Here is a 16148-nt window from a genome sequence, read left to right as displayed (position 1 = left end):
AAAAAAGGTTCAAAGGCCGGTCGGATGAGAATCTGACCGGCTTAAACTATGTATGGGAAAAAATCCCTGTATTTCTAAAAATCAGGAGGAACAAGATTATGAAAGAGCCGGTTCTGGTAGTAATGGCAGCAGGAATGGGAAGCCGCTACGGCGGACTGAAACAGATCGATCCTGTAGATCAGGAAGGTCATATCATTATGGATTTTTCCATTTATGATGCCGTACGTGCAGGCTTTAAGAAAGTGATATTCATCATAAAAAAAGAGAATGAACAGGATTTCCGCGATGCCATCGGCGACCGCTTAAGTGACAAGGTGGAGATCGTTTATGTGCATCAGGATCTCAACAACATCCCGGAAGGCTTCCAGGTTCCGGAAGGCCGTGTGAAGCCATGGGGAACCGGACATGCGGTATTAAGCTGTGCCGGAGAGATCGACGGACCGTTTGTGGTGATCAATGCAGATGATTATTATGGAACCCATGCCTTTAAGATGGCGTATGATTTCCTGATCCAGGCCCAGGAGGACACCGTACCTGCCCAGTATATGATGGTAGGCTACCGTCTTGAGAACACCCTGACAGACAACGGCTACGTTTCCAGAGGTGTCTGTGAGACAGATGAAAATGGATATCTTGCAGATATCAATGAGCGAACACACATTGAGAAACGTGACGGCGGAGCAGCCTACACAGAGGACGATGGAAAAACCTGGACAAGTCTCCCGGGAGAGACTCCGGTATCCATGAACATGTGGGGATTCACCGGTGGATTTATGAAAGAGCTGGTAAAACGCTTCCCGGTATTCCTTGAAAAGAGCATCCCGGAAAATCCTCTGAAATGCGAATATTTTCTTCCGTTTGTAGTTGACGAGCTCCTTCAGGAAAAAAAGGCAGCAGTCAAAGTCCTTACCACACAGGATAAATGGTACGGAGTGACCTATAAAGAGGACAAACCGGTAGTGGTAGCCGCGATCCAGAATCTGAAGGATCAGGGACTTTATCCGCAAGGACTCTGGGATTAAGTAGTAAACCTGGTTTTCGGCTATTGTGGAAACAAAGGAACAGTGCTAAAATAAACAGGAACAGTTAGATCCAATAGAGGAGGAGAAAAACTATGGCAATTTTAGTAACAGGCGGAGCAGGATACATTGGAAGTCATACCGTTGTAGAGCTGCAGAGCGCAGGATATGATGTTGTAGTAGTTGACAATTTATGCAATTCCAGTGAGAAGGCTCTGGACAGAGTATCCAAGATCACAGGCAAACCGGTGAAATTCTATAAAGCAGATATCCTGGACCGCGATGCATTAAATGAGGTTTTTGACAAGGAAGAGATCGATTCCTGTATTCATTTTGCAGGACTGAAGGCAGTTGGTGAATCTGTTGCCAAGCCGTGGGAGTATTATGAGAACAATATCGCAGGAACCCTTACCCTTGTAGACGTGATGAGAAAGCATAATGTTAAAAATATTATTTTCTCTTCCTCAGCAACCGTATACGGAGATCCGGCAATGATCCCGATCACCGAGGAGTGCCCGAAGGGACAGTGTACCAACCCATATGGCTGGACCAAATCCATGCTGGAGCAGATCCTTACAGACATCCAGAAGGCAGACCCGGAGTGGAATGTAGTTCTTCTTCGTTACTTCAACCCGATCGGTGCTCATAAGAGTGGAACCATCGGTGAGAATCCAAATGGTATCCCGAACAACCTGATGCCATATATCACACAGGTAGCAGTAGGCAAGCTGAAAGAGCTTGGCGTATTCGGAAACGATTACGATACACCGGATGGAACAGGTGTCCGTGACTACATCCACGTAGTAGATCTTGCCAAGGGCCATGTAAAAGCCCTTAAGAAGCTGGAAGACAATTCCGGATTAAGCATCTACAACCTTGGAACCGGAAAAGGCTATAGTGTTCTTGATATCGTTAAGAACTTTGAGGCAGCTACCGGCGTCAAGATCCCATATGTGATCAAACCACGCCGCCCAGGCGACATCGCAACCTGCTACTCCGATGCAACCAAAGCAGAGAAAGAGCTTGGCTGGAAGGCAGAGAACGGAATCCGCGAGATGTGTGCAGACTCCTGGAGATGGCAGAGCCAGAACCCTAATGGATATGAGGCTTAAGGAACAGAAAGCCTAATTACATAAAATTGATATAAAATACGGCAGACAGCCCCGGAGGGACGTCTGCCGTGTTGTTTTTTTTGAGGGAAAAAAAGTCGCTTATCATTTCCATAAGCGACAGGTGATTTTCTCTCAAATTGCATAGTTTTTGAATCTTAATCAATGATAGCATTGCACCCTGTCACTGTCAAGATGCGAAAAATGCACCACTTTCGACCAAAAATGCAGTTTTTTTCGGTTAAATATTTTTATATACGACAAATTTTTCTTTTTTTCGCTTATTAGTGGTCACAAAAATGGTCAGACTTTTGCTATAATAGTGCGAAAAGGAGACTACGATTATGCCTAGAAAAGGGGAAAATATCAGAAAAAGGAAAGACGGAAGATGGGAGGCGCGCTATGAAAAATGCCGTGACCAGAATGGACGGATCCAGTACGGATATCTGTATGGTCGTACATATGAAGCTGTAAAACAGAAAAAACTGGACATCCTGTGTCAGAACGATCCTCGGAAATTTTGCGGAAAACGCTACGTATTTCGAAATCTCAGTGAAGAATGGATGCTTTCCATGCGTTATGCAGTGAAACTTAGCACCTATGCATGCTATGAGACACTGCTCGATACACATATCCTTCCGGAATTTGGAGATACACCTCTGAAATATATCTCTTCTGCTTCTGTATACGCTTTCTCCGAAAAGCTGAAACGTCAAGGGCTTTCACCACGTACGATCAAAAATCTTCTGATCCTGTTCCACAGTATTTTACGCTATGGTGAGAAGCAGGGTTATCTGAATCTTTCACAACTGGATTTTCGGTATCCAAAAATAAATACCAGTCCTTTCGAGCTTATTTCTTCTGAAAATCTTACAAAACTGATCACGACTCTCTCCGCTGAGGATTCTGAGTTTTCCATCGGCATCCTGTTATGCATTTACACAGGGATCCGTGTTGGAGAGCTCAGCGGCATTCGCTGGGAAGATATTGATTTTGATGAAAAACTGCTACATATAAGACGAACGATCTCACGAATAAAAAATCTTGATTATTCTGGTGCATCTGATGACGAACCCAAAACCGTTTTAATGATAGGTCCTCCTAAATCAGTCTCATCCATCAGGGATATTCCAATCCCTGATTTTTTATTGAAAAAAATGGAACGGATTGCTGCTGAACCTGATTCATACCTGCTGACGAGTACGAATCGTAAATGCATGGAACCCAGAAATATCCAGCGAAAATTCCAGCGGGTTCTTCAGCAATGCGAAATCCCCAGCATCAACATCCATTCTCTCAGGCATGCATTTGCCACCAGATGTACAGAGATGGGATTTGACAGCAAGACACTTTCTGAAATTCTCGGGCATTCGTCCGTCAAGATTACCATGGATATTTATGTGCACAGCAGTATAAAACAAAAGCAGAAGTGCATGGAGAAGCTGAGCTATTAGCAGTCAGAATTATGGTCAAAGCAGGCCGGAAGTCCGCTTTTATACGGGTTTCCGGCCTGTTTGTCGCTTATGGAAATGATAAGCGACAGGAAATAATAATTTAGATAAGTTATATTATAATGATTTTTCTTTACAAAAAACGGAGAACCAAAATGAAAGAACCGGAAACCGGCAAAAAAGAAAACACCGGAAAAAGCGGCTACAGCATCACAACCTGGCGACTGCATCTCTGGTGCAGACATCCGGAATGGCTGCGGACCACGCAGGAATTTTATAACCGGATCGCTGAATTTTATTACAACCTGCTTCTGGATCATACGGAACTCTGGGAACTGGGAAGCCAGCAGACTTTACGCGAGCTGGAGATCATGAGTATTCCGGGACGAGGCGGACGCATACCATCAGATCCCCTCCCCTGGCAAAAGGTTCCGCTGTATTTTCGAAGAGCAGCAGCCAATGAGGGAATTGCTTCAGCCAAAAGCTATCTCAGCCGTTTTACCCAGGATGAGAAGATCGGCAGAGCAGAGAAACTAAATGCAGCAGTTACCTATTACAAAGGAATGTATCAGGATTTTTCCGCTAAAGAGATCACACTGCGTGTTTGGACAGGAGACACATGGACCTGGATGCATTGCCGGCTGTCAGGCAGAGACTTTCCGGAAAACGCCAGACTCATGTCACCATCCGTAGTTTTTGAATACAAATATGATATGCTGCATGAAGAAGGCTTTGAATATCCACAGATTGATGAAAGTAAGTGTGTTCGATGCTACCAGTGTTTGAAAGTCTGTCCATTCAAGGTAGCGAAAGCAAGTGAAATGTGATATACTGGGAGCGGTAGCTCCCTACGCTGCTCTATAAATAACCACACACCTCTCCGTGGTGAGCAGCAGGCAACGATCTTATGATCGGCGAAGATGTGAGAGAAACAATTGAAAATGTAAGGAGGTGTGATGTATGGCACGAAAAGAATTCTTACAACATTATTGGCGTTATTATCTTGTGTTAGAAGAAAAATTTAAAAACACATTGAATTACATTGAGTTGGATTGGCAGAATGCAGGAACCTTTTCTAATGAATATGCTCTTTTGCTGCAATCAATTGGAGCAGAATTGGATAATTTCTTTAAGGTGTATTGTGGGTTTGCCGCTGAAGATCGAAAAAACATGAATGATTATTGCACCTTTGTGTTAAATGATTATTCTGATATTGTAAATCAAAAAGTTCTAATTCCAGAGCGAGATATGGAATTTCAGCCATATCAGGGGTGGAATACAGCAAATCCGGCGCAGTCACTGACATTTTGGGATGGATTTTGTAAGATTAAACATAGTCGCTATGCGAATATACAGATGGCCAATCAAAAGAATGTTCTTTATGCATTAGGCGCTTTATATTTGCTTGAGATGAAATACTTAAGCAAGATTGCAACCTCTAATGAGCCAGATGTGCCGAACAAAAAATCGGAATTGTTTGAGCTTGACAACTGGACGTATCACTTTACTCCAATGGGAGAAATGTTTGCTTGCATAGATGGTGAAGTATGCCAAATAATCGATGATGAAAACTAATATTCCCCACTACCCCAAACACAGTGATATACTTAAACAACTATAAAAGAAAAGAGGTTATCACCTATGCCCAGAACGAAAGGCAGCAAAAACCGTCCCAAAATCAATATTACTAAAGACTACGCATCTCAGATCGCAGAGAAGCAGGAATCTATCACTTCCCTAACTGCTGAGATCGCATCCATCACCGCCAACATTGACACTTTGAAGGCTGATCTGAAAGAGAAGAAGACTGCTTTGAAGAAGGCCGAAAAAGAAGTGGCAACGCTGGAAGCGAAGAAGGCAAAGGCGGAGGCTAAAGCCGCTGAAGAAGCAAAAAAATCGGAAGCCGAGAATGTACTGAAGAAGCTGCTGGCAAGCGGCATGAGCGCGGATGAGATCCTCGAAAAACTGAAATAAACAAGAACCCAAGAAAAAATAAATGCCGTGTGGACAAACTGAACTCCAGGAGTTCACACGGTATTATTTGAAGGTTGTTATATAGCTTGGAACGAAAATAAAAATGAGATAGAAGAAATGGAGTGTGAAACAAAATGAACTTATCAAAAATACACCACATTGCAATCATAGTATCTGACTACGAAGCCGCAAAGGATTTCTATGCAAACAAGCTGGGATTCTCTGTCATCAGAGAAAACTACCGCCCAGAGCGTAAAGACTGGAAGCTGGATCTGCGTGTCAATGAAAACACAGAGCTGGAGATTTTCGCTGAGGAAAACCCACCGAAGCGTGTGAACCGACCGGAGGCCTGTGGCCTACGACATCTAGCGTTCTGCGTTGATAGCGTGGAACAGACAGTGAATGAGCTGGCAGAGGTAGGCATTGAGTGTGAGCCGATCCGTGTGGATGATTATACCGGCAAGAAAATGACTTTCTTCCAGGACCCGGACGGACTGCCGCTGGAACTGCATGAGTAAAATGAAGAAAACGAGAAAACCCGGTGGAGGCCGGAAGAAGTTGAAGCCGGAGTACGATGCCGGGAAGAATCTGAAAGAGCAGATGGATGCTGCTGCGACACTTTATGGGGAGGACTGCTCCCTCCAATCCATCGGCGATGCTCTGAACCTAAACCCTATCAAAGTAAGAAAGTTGCTCATCACAGCTGGTGTGTATGAATCGGAAGTGGCGGAAAAAGTAAAAAAAACTTTTGAAGAATACCGTGAAATACAAGACTACAAAACATCCATACTTTCAACCGCAAATACTCTTCAACTCTCCAAAGCCTCCGTCACCTCGTACCTGCCATATAAAAAAGGTGTGTACTTCCCAAGCACAGCAGAAAAAGAAAAAATCAGTGTTGGGGCAGAGCGGCAGCGGAGATACAGAGTAATGAAACGGTGGAAGGCTGATCCGACAGAGGAAAACTTATGGGGTGTGGTTGTGGCTTATGCTGGTGTGAAATTCAAAACCTACTCTGGGTTGCCATTCTCTTACGAAATTAAAAAAGGCAGGAATGGCGAGTACACGAAGGAGCTGTGGATCGACCGCCGGGAGAAGAGCAAAAGTCTGGCATGGAGTTCTATAGTTTTGGCACTGGGAAATATAAAAGATGAAGTAGTAGAGAGACCCAAAGCTTTGGGGGATATCCGGGGAGTGGCTTACATATATGGAATGTTCTACCGGTTTGGGTTGATCGATGTGCCGGATGAAGTGAAGGAAAAGATGGGGCATCCAAAAGACCGCAAAAAATAGGTTGCTATGTGCAAAAGTCTACGGTAATATGTACCGTAACTGAGGAAATGAATCTCAGTTTGGAAGGACGGTAGCATTATAGAAAAATTGAAGGAAATGCTGGAGGAGTATTTGAAGAAAACAGAGCCGGAGTATTATCCACCGGTGGAGAACCTGCTGGGTCTGATCTGCGAGCATTACACAGAGAACACCCCAGTAGAGAAAAACACAGTTGCAGGGAAGGCAGCAAAGGCCAAGGAAAAGGAACTGGAAGAGTGGCTGCGTGGGCTAGATGGTATGGATAGGTTGGTAGATGATTATGTCGGAGATAAGATTCCACTTTGGGAAAAGATCATGGACCGGCAGGGGACGGTGTGCTGTGCATGGGAGAAGACCGCTTTTGAGGAAGGCCTGAAAGTCGGGATACGGCTTATGATGGAAATTTATAGTGTGTGATATATAGTTTGTGACTAAAATAAAATGAACTTCTGGAGTTAAAAAAACCTCGCTGTGTGTGATCTCTATTAACTGGACAGCTAGTCAGGGCTAAACAAAACGGAGTAAACAATAATTTGCTGGTTATTGTTCACTCCGTTTTGTTTAGCCCTGACTCTGGGGCCACGGGGAGACTGTGGCTCTCAGTTTATCTTCTCTTCATCCTCATCCAGTCCTTGGACTTGCTCCACTCTATGTATGTCTTTTGGGCATACTCAAATTTACTCCAATCCAACCGTTGGCTGCATAATAATTGGTGTTCGTACTCGATGATTCCTTTACGACGTGGACGCTGTGCGCTTGCGATATTATTCCGGTAAATGTGCACCTCGGTTACTCGCATAAGATAACGGCAGGCAGGGGAATAGAAGTAAGTCGCGGAGAGTTGGTTGTCCAGAATGAATAAAAGGAAACTATCAAATTGTGACTTGGATTCAAGAAGAAGTGTTCTGTGATATAAAGTAATATTGGTATTATAAAATAGCAAAATGCTCAGATTCCCCACAAAGGATCTGAGCATTTCCAATACGAACTATTTTTTCTGTAATTTCAGCACTTCCTCAAGAGAAAGGCCAGAAAATCTGGATATGTCTTCAGGGGAGAATCTTGGATCCTGAAGCATACGCTGTGCTGTCAGTATAGCTTGTTCCTGAAGGCCCTCTGCGAGCCCAGCAGTACGCCCTTCTGCCAATCCGGCCTGACGGCCTTCGGCACGTGCATCATCGCACATTTCCTGAACAGCCTGACACATATTAACACTCCCTTCTGTTTCTGTGAAACGTAAGTTGATACCTGTTATGGAGTCGATGACCCGGGCTGCTTTGAGCTCGAGTGAGCGGAAACCGGGGCTCTGTGTGGTGAGCTCCTGGAGCTTCCGTTTATCTTTGGAATATTTGATGAAGAGCATGACTTCTTTGAGATTGCTCTGGAGTTTATCAAGTTCTTCATCCTTTATCTCGGCAGGTGAGAAGAGATTGATCCGGTAATCCGGGACCAGAGAAAGGATCTCAGGGTCCTGGACAGAGAGCATTTCGTGGAGGCTTCTGGGAGCGTTCCAGGTGTCGGAACCGAAGTACACGACTGTGGTTATGACCGGGATCAGCCGGTCATCCTTGTAGAAGCCGGTGAGATATTCTCCGGATGTGGAAGGCCATTGCTTTGCTTCTCTGTGGGATCTGGCGGAATTTTCTACCTGCCCTGCGTATTCTAATGCATCATAGACCATGTTCTTGACCGGCAAAAAAGCGGACGTTCGCATTCCGCTTTGCTACATGCTCATGAACGCAATTGCTTTGCACTTGCGTTACATAGTGTGCTTCCGACTGGTTCTCAATCCCCAGGAGAAGGTAGATCCTGGAATCATCATGCATAACATTAAGAGATTTGAATTCGTCCCGGAATTTCTGGACGGGCACTTCTGAAGTGCCAGATCCGTAGGGGACAGCGAGAGCTGTGGTATCCAGTGGATGAAGAGTGTCAGGGTCTATGACGTTTTTTCCTTTGTACAGCATATGGTTGAACACGTCCGCAAAAACGCGGTTGTCAGCCATGTAATCTTTGGTGATGGTATCCTTTGTACCCATAGGTTTCACCACCTTCGATCTGTTTATGTGATCAGAATAGTTTTATCATCTGATCCAGTTATAGGGTATCATACATCAGGGCGTTTGAGAAGCGGATCTCTGATATTTTATAAAAAGATCATAAATGACAGATATGCTGATCGCATAAATTCGCGCGGTATGTCTCGGGTTTTCTGTGACCTTCGCTCACAAAAAACACCTCGCGGGACATTACCAGTGAATAGTAATAATTGCTGGTCCGGGACTGTGGATTTATGTGGTTGTAAACTTTACGGAAAAACGGTTTCATGGTATCATTGTTCCATCAACAGAAAAGTGGGGAAATGACAAAAATGGATCAGAAGATAGCAAATCTGGAGGGGAAGCTGATCGTATCCTGTCAGGCGCTGCCGGAGGAGCCGCTGCATTCTTCATTTATTATGGGAAGAATGGCTTTGGCAGCAAAAATCGGCGGAGCATGCGGGATACGGGCAAATACCAAAGAGGATATCAGGGAGATACAGTCGCAGGTGGATCTTCCGGTCATCGGGATCGTGAAGAGGGATTATGCGGACAGTGAGGTTTACATTACGCCAACTATGAAAGAGATCGAGGAACTGATGGAGGTAAGGCCGGAGATCATAGCAATGGATGCAACGATCTCAAAAAGACCCGGAAATAAAACCCTGGAGGAGTTTTTCCATGAGGTAAAAGAAAGATACCCGGATCAGCTATGGATGGCGGACTGTTCTACAGTAGAAGAGGCACTTCATGCAGATGAGCTGGGATTTGATTTTATAGGAACGACGATGGTTGGTTATACGGAGCAGAGCAAGGGCGCTAAGATCGAAGAGGATGATTTCGCAATTTTAAGAGAAATCGTGGCGAAAGCAAAACATAAGGTGATCGCAGAGGGGAATATCAATACACCGGAAAAAGCGAAGCATGTGATCGAGCTGGGAGCTTACAGCGTTGTGGTGGGCTCGATCATCACAAGGCCACAGCTGATCACGAAATCATTTGTTGAAGTAATGGAACGAAAATGACGGATGAGAGTGTAAATGAGGATCACAGGATGAAAATGTATGTCAGTCTTGATATTGGCGGTACAGCCATCAAGTATGGCCTGATCAGTGACAGCGCTGAGATTATTTTTAAGGGATCGACAAAAACGGAAGCAGAAAAGGGTGGCCCGGAAATTCTTAAAAAGGTTATTGGAATAGTGGAAGATCTGCTCACACGGACACAGGATACAGTTTCCGGCATCTGTATTTCAACAGCCGGTATGGTGGATACAAAAGAGGGATCTATTTTTTATGCGTCTCCGTTGATACCAAACTATGCAGGGATCCAGTACAAAAAAATTCTGGAAGAAAGGTTTCACATTCCGTGTGAGGTAGAAAATGATGTAAACTGTGCGGGTCTTGCGGAATACAGCTCCGGTGCGGCAAAGGGAAGCCGCATTGCCCTGATCCTTACGGTGGGAACAGGAATCGGCGGCTGTATTGTGATCGACGGAAAGGTTTTTCGCGGGTTTGGGAACAGTGCATGTGAGGTTGGCTATATGCATATGGGAGACAGTGATTTCCAGACCCGGGGAGCGGCCAGTACGCTGACCAAAAAGGTCGCACAGTGGAAGGGTGAGCCGCAGGAAAAATGGGATGGCCGCCATGTTTTTGAGGAGGCCGGAAGAGGAGATTGGCTCTGTATTCAGGCAATTGATGAGATGACGGATGTTCTGGGCAAGGGGATCGCAAATATTTGCTATGTGATCGATCCTGAGGTCGTTGTGCTTGGCGGCGGGATCATGGCACAGGAGGATTTTCTGAAGGAAAAAATAGAAAATGCCCTGAAAAAATATCTTGTTCCCAGTATGGCGGAGCATACAAGGATCGCATTTGCACGACATCGGAATGATGCGGGTATGCTTGGCGCCTTTTATCATTTCTGCAGCTTGGGGTAATCTGTTTGGCAACATTCTTACATAAGATTTACCGGGATTTTACAGTGGCTTCTTGCCAGCTGCCCTTTTTCGGTGTTAAAATAACAGCATCAATGAAAGAACAGGGAGAATGAAATCAATGTACGATTATCTTATCGTAGGTGCAGGTCTTTACGGTGCGGTTTTTGCACAGGAGGCGAAGCGTGCCGGGAAGTCAGTGCTTGTGATCGACAAGCGTCCGCATATTGCGGGAAATGTATATACAGAGAAGGTGGAAGGGATCAACGTGCATAAATACGGTGCACATATTTTCCATACTAATAATAAGAAGGTCTGGGATTATATCACCCGGTTTGCCACCTTCAATCGTTTTACCAACAGTCCGGTTGCCAATTATCACGGGGAGCTGTACAGTCTTCCGTTTAATATGTATACCTTTAACAGGATGTGGGGCGTGGTGACTCCGGAGGAGGCTGCGGCAAAGATTGAGGAGCAGCGTCAGGCAGCAGGTATCACGGAACCCTCAAATTTGGAGGAACAGGCTATCAGCCTTGTAGGTACGGATATTTATGAGAAGCTGATCAAGGGCTACACGGAGAAGCAGTGGGGACGTCCATGTACGGAGCTTCCTGCTTTTATCATCAAGAGGCTTCCGGTGCGTCTGACCTTTGACAACAACTATTTCAATGCGCTGTATCAGGGAATACCAGTGGGTGGTTATACGAAGATGGTTGCCAATCTGCTGGACGGTATCGAGGTACGGCTGAATGAGGATTATCTGAAGAAAAAAGAGAAGTACGATGCAATGGCGGAGAAAGTGATCTACACAGGTGCCATTGATGCGTATTTTGACTATAAGCTGGGAACTCTGGAGTATCGTTCCGTGCGTTTTGAGAACGAGACACTGAATAAACCTAATTTCCAGGGAAATGCAGCAGTGAATTATACGGATGTGGAGACTCCTTGGACACGTATCATTGAGCATAAATGGTTTGAGTTCGGAAAAGATGAGGCGGGCAATGATCTTCCGAAAACGGTGATCAGCCGGGAATACAGTTCCGAGTGGAAACCGGGGGATGAGCCCTATTATCCGGTCAATGATGAGAAGAACGGAGCGCTTTACGCACAGTATAAGGCGCTTGCAGAGAAGGAACCGAAGGTGATCTTCGGCGGCCGTCTTGGCGAATATAAATATTATGACATGGATGCGGTGATCGCTTCTGCGCTGGATATGTGTGAGCGGGAGCTTGCATAAAAAAGATACTGGATATAACAAATGATAAGATCCTCTTATATTTCGGAGCCAAGGCAAAAGAGAAATATAGGGGGATTTTATGCATATAGAATGGCAGTAAGATTTTTTGAAGGAGGAAAGAGCAATGAGAAGGTGCAAAGGTGTGCTTCTGGCAGGAATGCTGGTGCTGAGTATGAGTGTTCCGGTGTATGCGGACAAGTCGGTTGTAGTGAAGGTGGAGGCTCCGGCAGATACCACAGATTATTATATGACTGTGGATTCCGGCGGAGTTGGTGTGGATATCTATCCTTCCACCGATGAAAAAGGTGAAAAGCTCAATGATAAGACGGTAAAGGATGGTACTGTCCTGCATATCGAAGGGGAGACAGAGAAGAATGGTGAAACCTGGGGATATACAGAGTATAATGGCAGATACGGTTATGTGCCGCTGGAGGAGCTGCGGCCCTCAAGGGATGCGGAGCTGGTGAAGGCCGGAATCGCAGGGAGCACGGAGAAAGAGACTTCCGGAGTGAAGCAGGGAGGAACATCCGATACACAGAACTTTTCAGCCGGCGAGACTCAGGGGGAAGCAGCAGGGACGGACAGCACAGGCAGCGCTCAGGCTCAGAATGGCGAAAGACCGGGAACGTCTGCAGGGACGGACAGCACAGGCAGCTCACAGGCTCAGAATGGCGAAGGACAGGGAGCGTCTGCAGGGACGGACAGCACGGGGAGTTTGCAGTCTCAGAATGGCGAAGGACAGGGAACGTCTGCAGGGACGGACAGCACAGACAGCTCGCAGGCTCAGAGAGGCGAGGTCCAGGGACCACCTGCGGCGTCGGACAGAACAGGCAGCTCACAGGCTCAGAGCGGTGAGGTCCAGGGACCGCCTGCAGCGGAGGGAACAACAGAAGATGGAGATTATGCGGAAGAAGCTGTCACCAAGCCGGTCAATGGCACGGCTGCTACATCCTTTAAAGAAGAAAATTCCTGGTATAAAAGTCCGTTTATCTGGATCGGGATCGCAACAGTACTTGCAGTAATCGGAATTCTGGGTTATCATTTGAAGAAACGTTAACAGATAGACCAGATCAATATAAGAAAAATGGAGAGTTTTGTGAAGAGATTACAGCTTGTCAGGAAGAAATTATTGCCGCTTCTTCTGTGCATGGCAGTTGCGGGCAGCCAGGTTCCGGTCATGGCAGCCGATGTGGGAGGCTTCAGTAATTCTGCGGAAGGCTTCGATGAAGAATGGGCAGAAGATACACAGACGCAGTCAGCGGAAGCAGAGGATACGACGGAGATCGCAGAAGAAAATACCACAGAGAATACCGGTATCCCGGATGAACAGACAGAGGATATTGCAGAGGCAGCCGATGGGGATACCGAGGATATAGCCTTGCAGAGCTCCGTGGAGGATACAGGGGATCCCGAAATATCAGAAGGATCGTCTTCTGATTCCCAGGAGGATATCTTTGGTGACGGCGAGGAGAGCTTTGGGGATGACTCAGACAGTGATGAGTCCGGCATCGAATATATCAAGGGCCGCCCGCTTACGGAGGAAGAGGAGCAGGAACAGCTGGCACCCTTTGATAATCTGACCTCTTATTCCACCGCCGTGGAGATCGGAAATGATGTGGATGAGGTACCTATGGGAAGAGCTGCGGCCTATCCGTCCTATTATAATGCAGCGGATCAGGGATATGTTACTTCCGTAAAGAATCAGGAGCCCTACGGTATGTGCTGGGCATTTGGAATGGCCTCTCTTCTGGAAACTTCGTTTCTGACCCAGGGCCTTGGAACTTATGATCTGTCGGAAGAGCATCTGACGTATTTTTTTGCAAACAGAAAGAATGACCCGCTTGGAAATACCTACGGGGATGTCAATAAGCATATGGGGACAGATGATAAAGGAAACGTAGATTATCATGAGGGCGGAAATGATCTTCTGGCTTCCATGTTTCTGAGCACCTGGTCCGGAATGACAACAGAAACGGATGTGCCTCTGGCTACAGATTCCACACATACACAGAAAACCGGTGTGACTCCGGCGGCATCCAAGGCGTACAATGCAGCTGCTTATCTGAAAAATGCCTATTTTTCCGATTATTCCGTAAATGCCATGAAGAAGCTTCTGGTTGCAAATAATTCAGTTACTGTGATGTATAATGCACAGAATGCCTATTACAATGCAAGTACAGCGGCCTATTCCTATCCTACCAGCACCAAGAACGTGAATCATGTAGTTACAGTGGTGGGTTGGGATGACAATTATTCTGCGAAGAATTTCCGGGCATCTTCCAAGGTAAAGGGAGACGGAGCCTGGATCGTTAAGAACAGCTGGGGTACAGGCTGGGGAAAATCCGGATATTTTTATATGTCCTATGAGGATAAGTCTGTCAGTGAGCTGGTTGCGGCTACGGCTGTCAATACACCGAAATATAGCAACAATTATTTTTATGACGGAACGTCAGGGCTTGGCTCCATCCGCATGTATGCGGGAGAACAGCTGTCCACGGTTTTTCGTGCCAGTGCAGGAAACGGAAAAGCGGAATCGCTTGGTGAGGTGACTCTTAGCTCCATGTCTGCCAATAATTCCTATACTGTGCAGGTATACACAAATCTGAAGGATGCCAGTGAGCCTACCAGTGGAACACCGGCATATTCCACACCGATTTCCTGCAGTCAGCCGATGGCTGGGGTTATGACTTTTCAGATCCCGGAGGTTCTGCTCAGCCAGAACAGTCTGTATTCTATTGTGGTGACAAATGCAGGAAGCACATATATAAAATACTGTGTGGAGGCAGAGGTCAGTTATGGCTGGTGCAGCTTTTCTCCGTCTATCGTATCCGGTCAGAGCTTTCTGCGATATAACGCGGAGGATACCTGGATGGATGCGGTTGAATTTAATCCATCGGTAACGCCGAGGATCAAGGCGCATACCAGGACTCTGAGCAGTGCGGCCAGGATGCAGCTTTCTTCCTCTGAGATAAGTCTGTATTCCAGAGATCAGAAAACACTGAATGCTTCAGCTACCAGATCCGAGATGGATGCTTCCGGCATTGTCTGGGAAAGCTCAGATACCAGTGTGGCTGCTGTAAATGGAAGCGGCGTTGTTACTGCAAAAAATCCGGGAACAGCAACCATAACCTGCTACGGAAAAAATGCCAGGGGAATCCGGGCTGCCTGTAAGGTTACGGTGAAGCTTCGTCAGACCACAGGTGTAAAGCTGGTTTCCGGCGCATTTAACAGGATTCGGATTTCCTGGAAAGTAGTTCCCGGCTGCAATCGTTATGATATCTATCGCAGGGATGAAAGCGGAAATTCAAAAAAAATGGCAACCGTGGCAGCAGATGTAGTGACCTGGCAGGATACTGCAGTGAAAACAGGAAGCACTTATACGTACAGGATCAGGGCTTCTTATGTACGTTCCGGAAAGAATACTGTTTATGGAGCTGCATCTTCACCGTTAGCAGCAAAAGCGGAGCTGGGGAAGGCCCGTGCAGTGGCTGAGGCTGTCAGCGGACCATGTAACAGGGTATCCTGGAAGAAGGTTTCCGGAGCCAGTGGCTATCATATCTACCGGAAGCTCCAGGGGAAAAGCTGGGTTCGGATCGGAACCGTTAACAACAAAGTATTGTCCTGGAAGGATACGGAGATTGCGGGAATCACCTCCTACGCTTATGCTGTGAGGCCATATAAGAAGGTAGACGGGAAAAAAGTTTTAGGAGGATATCAGGCAAGCAGCTATATCCTGTCCTATCCGGAACTCCAGAAGATATCCTGTGTCAGGAAGACCTCCAGGGGGCTGAAAATCTGCTGGAAAGCGCAGAAAAAAGCAGATTGCTATCAGATCTACCGTAAGACTGGAAAGGGGTCATGGAAAAAGATCAGTACAGTTTCCGGAGGCAGCAGTTCTTCCTTTGAGGATAAGACCGCAAAAAAGGGAACAACGTATTACTATGCGGTGCGTGCAGGGATAAAAACCTCCGGTGGAAAAGTACTCTGCGGAGGATATGCCGCAAAAGCAGCAAAGAGATAAAAGTGTCAAAATATAAAACGCCCGGATCTGGAATGTTTCAAGCCAGAT

16 protein-coding genes are annotated in these 16148 nt (G+C 46.2%); 14 read left to right on the top strand and 2 right to left on the bottom strand.

Going from position 1 to position 16148, the window contains the following annotated elements; genetic code table 11:
* The first annotated feature begins 98 nt into the window (after positions 1-98).
* The 9 genes from MUB50_RS10080 (at position 99) to MUB50_RS10040 (ending at position 7281) form a co-directional block, all read left to right on the top strand.
* Positions 99-1022: a sugar phosphate nucleotidyltransferase gene (locus tag MUB50_RS10080; protein ID WP_118625031.1), complete on the top strand. Its 924-nt coding sequence runs from the start codon at positions 99-101 to the stop codon at positions 1020-1022.
* 92 nt (positions 1023-1114) lie between these two features.
* The gene (gene galE / locus MUB50_RS10075; protein ID WP_118512885.1) at positions 1115-2131 is read left to right on the top strand and encodes a UDP-glucose 4-epimerase GalE; all 1017 of its coding nucleotides are present in this window, start codon (positions 1115-1117) and stop codon (positions 2129-2131) included.
* Positions 2132-2472: 341 nt separating this feature from the next.
* Positions 2473-3582, top strand: a complete 1110-nt coding sequence (locus tag MUB50_RS10070) for a tyrosine-type recombinase/integrase (protein ID WP_118625029.1) — start codon at positions 2473-2475, stop codon at positions 3580-3582.
* A 152-nt stretch (positions 3583-3734) separates the two neighbouring features.
* Positions 3735-4406 carry a 4Fe-4S binding protein gene (locus MUB50_RS10065; RefSeq protein ID WP_244790507.1) on the top strand — a complete coding sequence of 224 codons (672 nt, stop codon included), beginning with the start codon at positions 3735-3737 and terminating at the stop codon, positions 4404-4406.
* Positions 4407-4539: 133 nt separating this feature from the next.
* Complete coding sequence (locus MUB50_RS10060; protein ID WP_118625027.1) at positions 4540-5154, top strand: hypothetical protein; 615 nt, start codon at positions 4540-4542, stop codon at positions 5152-5154.
* A gap of 66 nt (positions 5155-5220) precedes the next feature.
* Entirely contained in the window at positions 5221-5553 is a 333-nt protein-coding gene (locus tag MUB50_RS10055) for a hypothetical protein (protein WP_118625025.1), read from the top strand.
* Between the two features lie 134 nt (positions 5554-5687).
* On the top strand, positions 5688-6071 hold the full coding sequence (gene gloA2, locus MUB50_RS10050) for an SMU1112c/YaeR family gloxylase I-like metalloprotein (RefSeq protein WP_118625023.1): 384 nt from the start codon (positions 5688-5690) through the stop codon (positions 6069-6071).
* The gene (locus MUB50_RS10045) at positions 6064-6846 is read left to right on the top strand and encodes a hypothetical protein (protein ID WP_244790505.1); all 783 of its coding nucleotides are present in this window, start codon (positions 6064-6066) and stop codon (positions 6844-6846) included. The genes gloA2 and MUB50_RS10045 overlap by 8 nt, the downstream gene beginning before the upstream one ends.
* A 111-nt stretch (positions 6847-6957) precedes the next feature.
* Entirely contained in the window at positions 6958-7281 is a 324-nt protein-coding gene (locus MUB50_RS10040; protein WP_147419620.1) for a hypothetical protein, read from the top strand.
* Between the two features lie 571 nt (positions 7282-7852).
* On the opposite strand, the gene MUB50_RS10035 is transcribed toward MUB50_RS10040, so the two are convergent.
* Positions 7853-8560 (bottom strand): Rpn family recombination-promoting nuclease/putative transposase, encoded by a 708-nt coding sequence (locus MUB50_RS10035; RefSeq protein WP_244790503.1) that lies wholly within the window; start codon positions 8558-8560, stop codon positions 7853-7855.
* Entirely contained in the window at positions 8535-8903 is a 369-nt protein-coding gene (locus MUB50_RS10030; RefSeq protein ID WP_244790501.1) for a hypothetical protein, read from the bottom strand. The genes MUB50_RS10035 and MUB50_RS10030 overlap by 26 nt, the downstream gene beginning before the upstream one ends.
* Before the next feature lie 332 nt (positions 8904-9235).
* On the opposite strand from MUB50_RS10030, the gene MUB50_RS10025 reads away from it, so the two are divergent.
* The 5 genes from MUB50_RS10025 to MUB50_RS10005 all read left to right on the top strand — a co-directional run bounded on the left by MUB50_RS10025 (position 9236) and on the right by MUB50_RS10005 (position 16100).
* Positions 9236-9928 carry an N-acetylmannosamine-6-phosphate 2-epimerase gene (locus MUB50_RS10025; RefSeq protein WP_118512866.1) on the top strand — a complete coding sequence of 231 codons (693 nt, stop codon included), beginning with the start codon at positions 9236-9238 and terminating at the stop codon, positions 9926-9928.
* A 29-nt stretch (positions 9929-9957) separates the two neighbouring features.
* Positions 9958-10845 carry an ROK family protein gene (locus MUB50_RS10020; protein WP_118512975.1) on the top strand — a complete coding sequence of 296 codons (888 nt, stop codon included), beginning with the start codon at positions 9958-9960 and terminating at the stop codon, positions 10843-10845.
* Between the two features lie 118 nt (positions 10846-10963).
* Positions 10964-12079 (top strand): UDP-galactopyranose mutase, encoded by a 1116-nt coding sequence (gene glf, locus MUB50_RS10015; RefSeq protein ID WP_118512865.1) that lies wholly within the window; start codon positions 10964-10966, stop codon positions 12077-12079.
* 124 nt (positions 12080-12203) lie between these two features.
* Entirely contained in the window at positions 12204-13136 is a 933-nt protein-coding gene (locus tag MUB50_RS10010; protein WP_118512864.1) for a hypothetical protein, read from the top strand.
* 39 nt (positions 13137-13175) lie between these two features.
* Entirely contained in the window at positions 13176-16100 is a 2925-nt protein-coding gene (locus MUB50_RS10005) for a C1 family peptidase (RefSeq protein ID WP_182433977.1), read from the top strand.
* The last annotated feature ends 48 nt before the right edge of the window (positions 16101-16148 follow it).

It is taken from the genome of Blautia sp. NSJ-140 (genome assembly GCF_022868965.1).
Classification (GTDB): Bacteria; Bacillota; Clostridia; order Lachnospirales; family Lachnospiraceae; genus Blautia_A.
Note: the sequence above shows the minus strand (reverse complement) of the source record. Positions and strands in the feature narration are given on the sequence as shown.

Bases quoted from the DNA above. Each gene is read 5' to 3' on its own strand.
- glf (WP_118512865.1), top strand. From the start codon at position 10,964: ATGTACGATTATCTTATCGTAGGTGCAGGTCTTTACGGTGCGGTTTTT.
- MUB50_RS10080 (WP_118625031.1), top strand. From the start codon at position 99: ATGAAAGAGCCGGTTCTGGTAGTAATGGCAGCAGGAATGGGAAGCCGC.
- MUB50_RS10055 (WP_118625025.1), top strand. From the start codon at position 5,221: ATGCCCAGAACGAAAGGCAGCAAAAACCGTCCCAAAATCAATATTACT.
- MUB50_RS10045 (WP_244790505.1), top strand. From the start codon at position 6,064: ATGAGTAAAATGAAGAAAACGAGAAAACCCGGTGGAGGCCGGAAGAAG.
- galE (WP_118512885.1), top strand. From the start codon at position 1,115: ATGGCAATTTTAGTAACAGGCGGAGCAGGATACATTGGAAGTCATACC.
- MUB50_RS10010 (WP_118512864.1), top strand. From the start codon at position 12,204: ATGAGAAGGTGCAAAGGTGTGCTTCTGGCAGGAATGCTGGTGCTGAGT.
- MUB50_RS10030 (WP_244790501.1), bottom strand. From the start codon at position 8,903: ATGGGTACAAAGGATACCATCACCAAAGATTACATGGCTGACAACCGC.
- MUB50_RS10070 (WP_118625029.1), top strand. From the start codon at position 2,473: ATGCCTAGAAAAGGGGAAAATATCAGAAAAAGGAAAGACGGAAGATGG.
- gloA2 (WP_118625023.1), top strand. From the start codon at position 5,688: ATGAACTTATCAAAAATACACCACATTGCAATCATAGTATCTGACTAC.
- MUB50_RS10020 (WP_118512975.1), top strand. From the start codon at position 9,958: ATGAAAATGTATGTCAGTCTTGATATTGGCGGTACAGCCATCAAGTAT.
- MUB50_RS10025 (WP_118512866.1), top strand. From the start codon at position 9,236: ATGGATCAGAAGATAGCAAATCTGGAGGGGAAGCTGATCGTATCCTGT.
- MUB50_RS10060 (WP_118625027.1), top strand. From the start codon at position 4,540: ATGGCACGAAAAGAATTCTTACAACATTATTGGCGTTATTATCTTGTG.
- MUB50_RS10065 (WP_244790507.1), top strand. From the start codon at position 3,735: ATGAAAGAACCGGAAACCGGCAAAAAAGAAAACACCGGAAAAAGCGGC.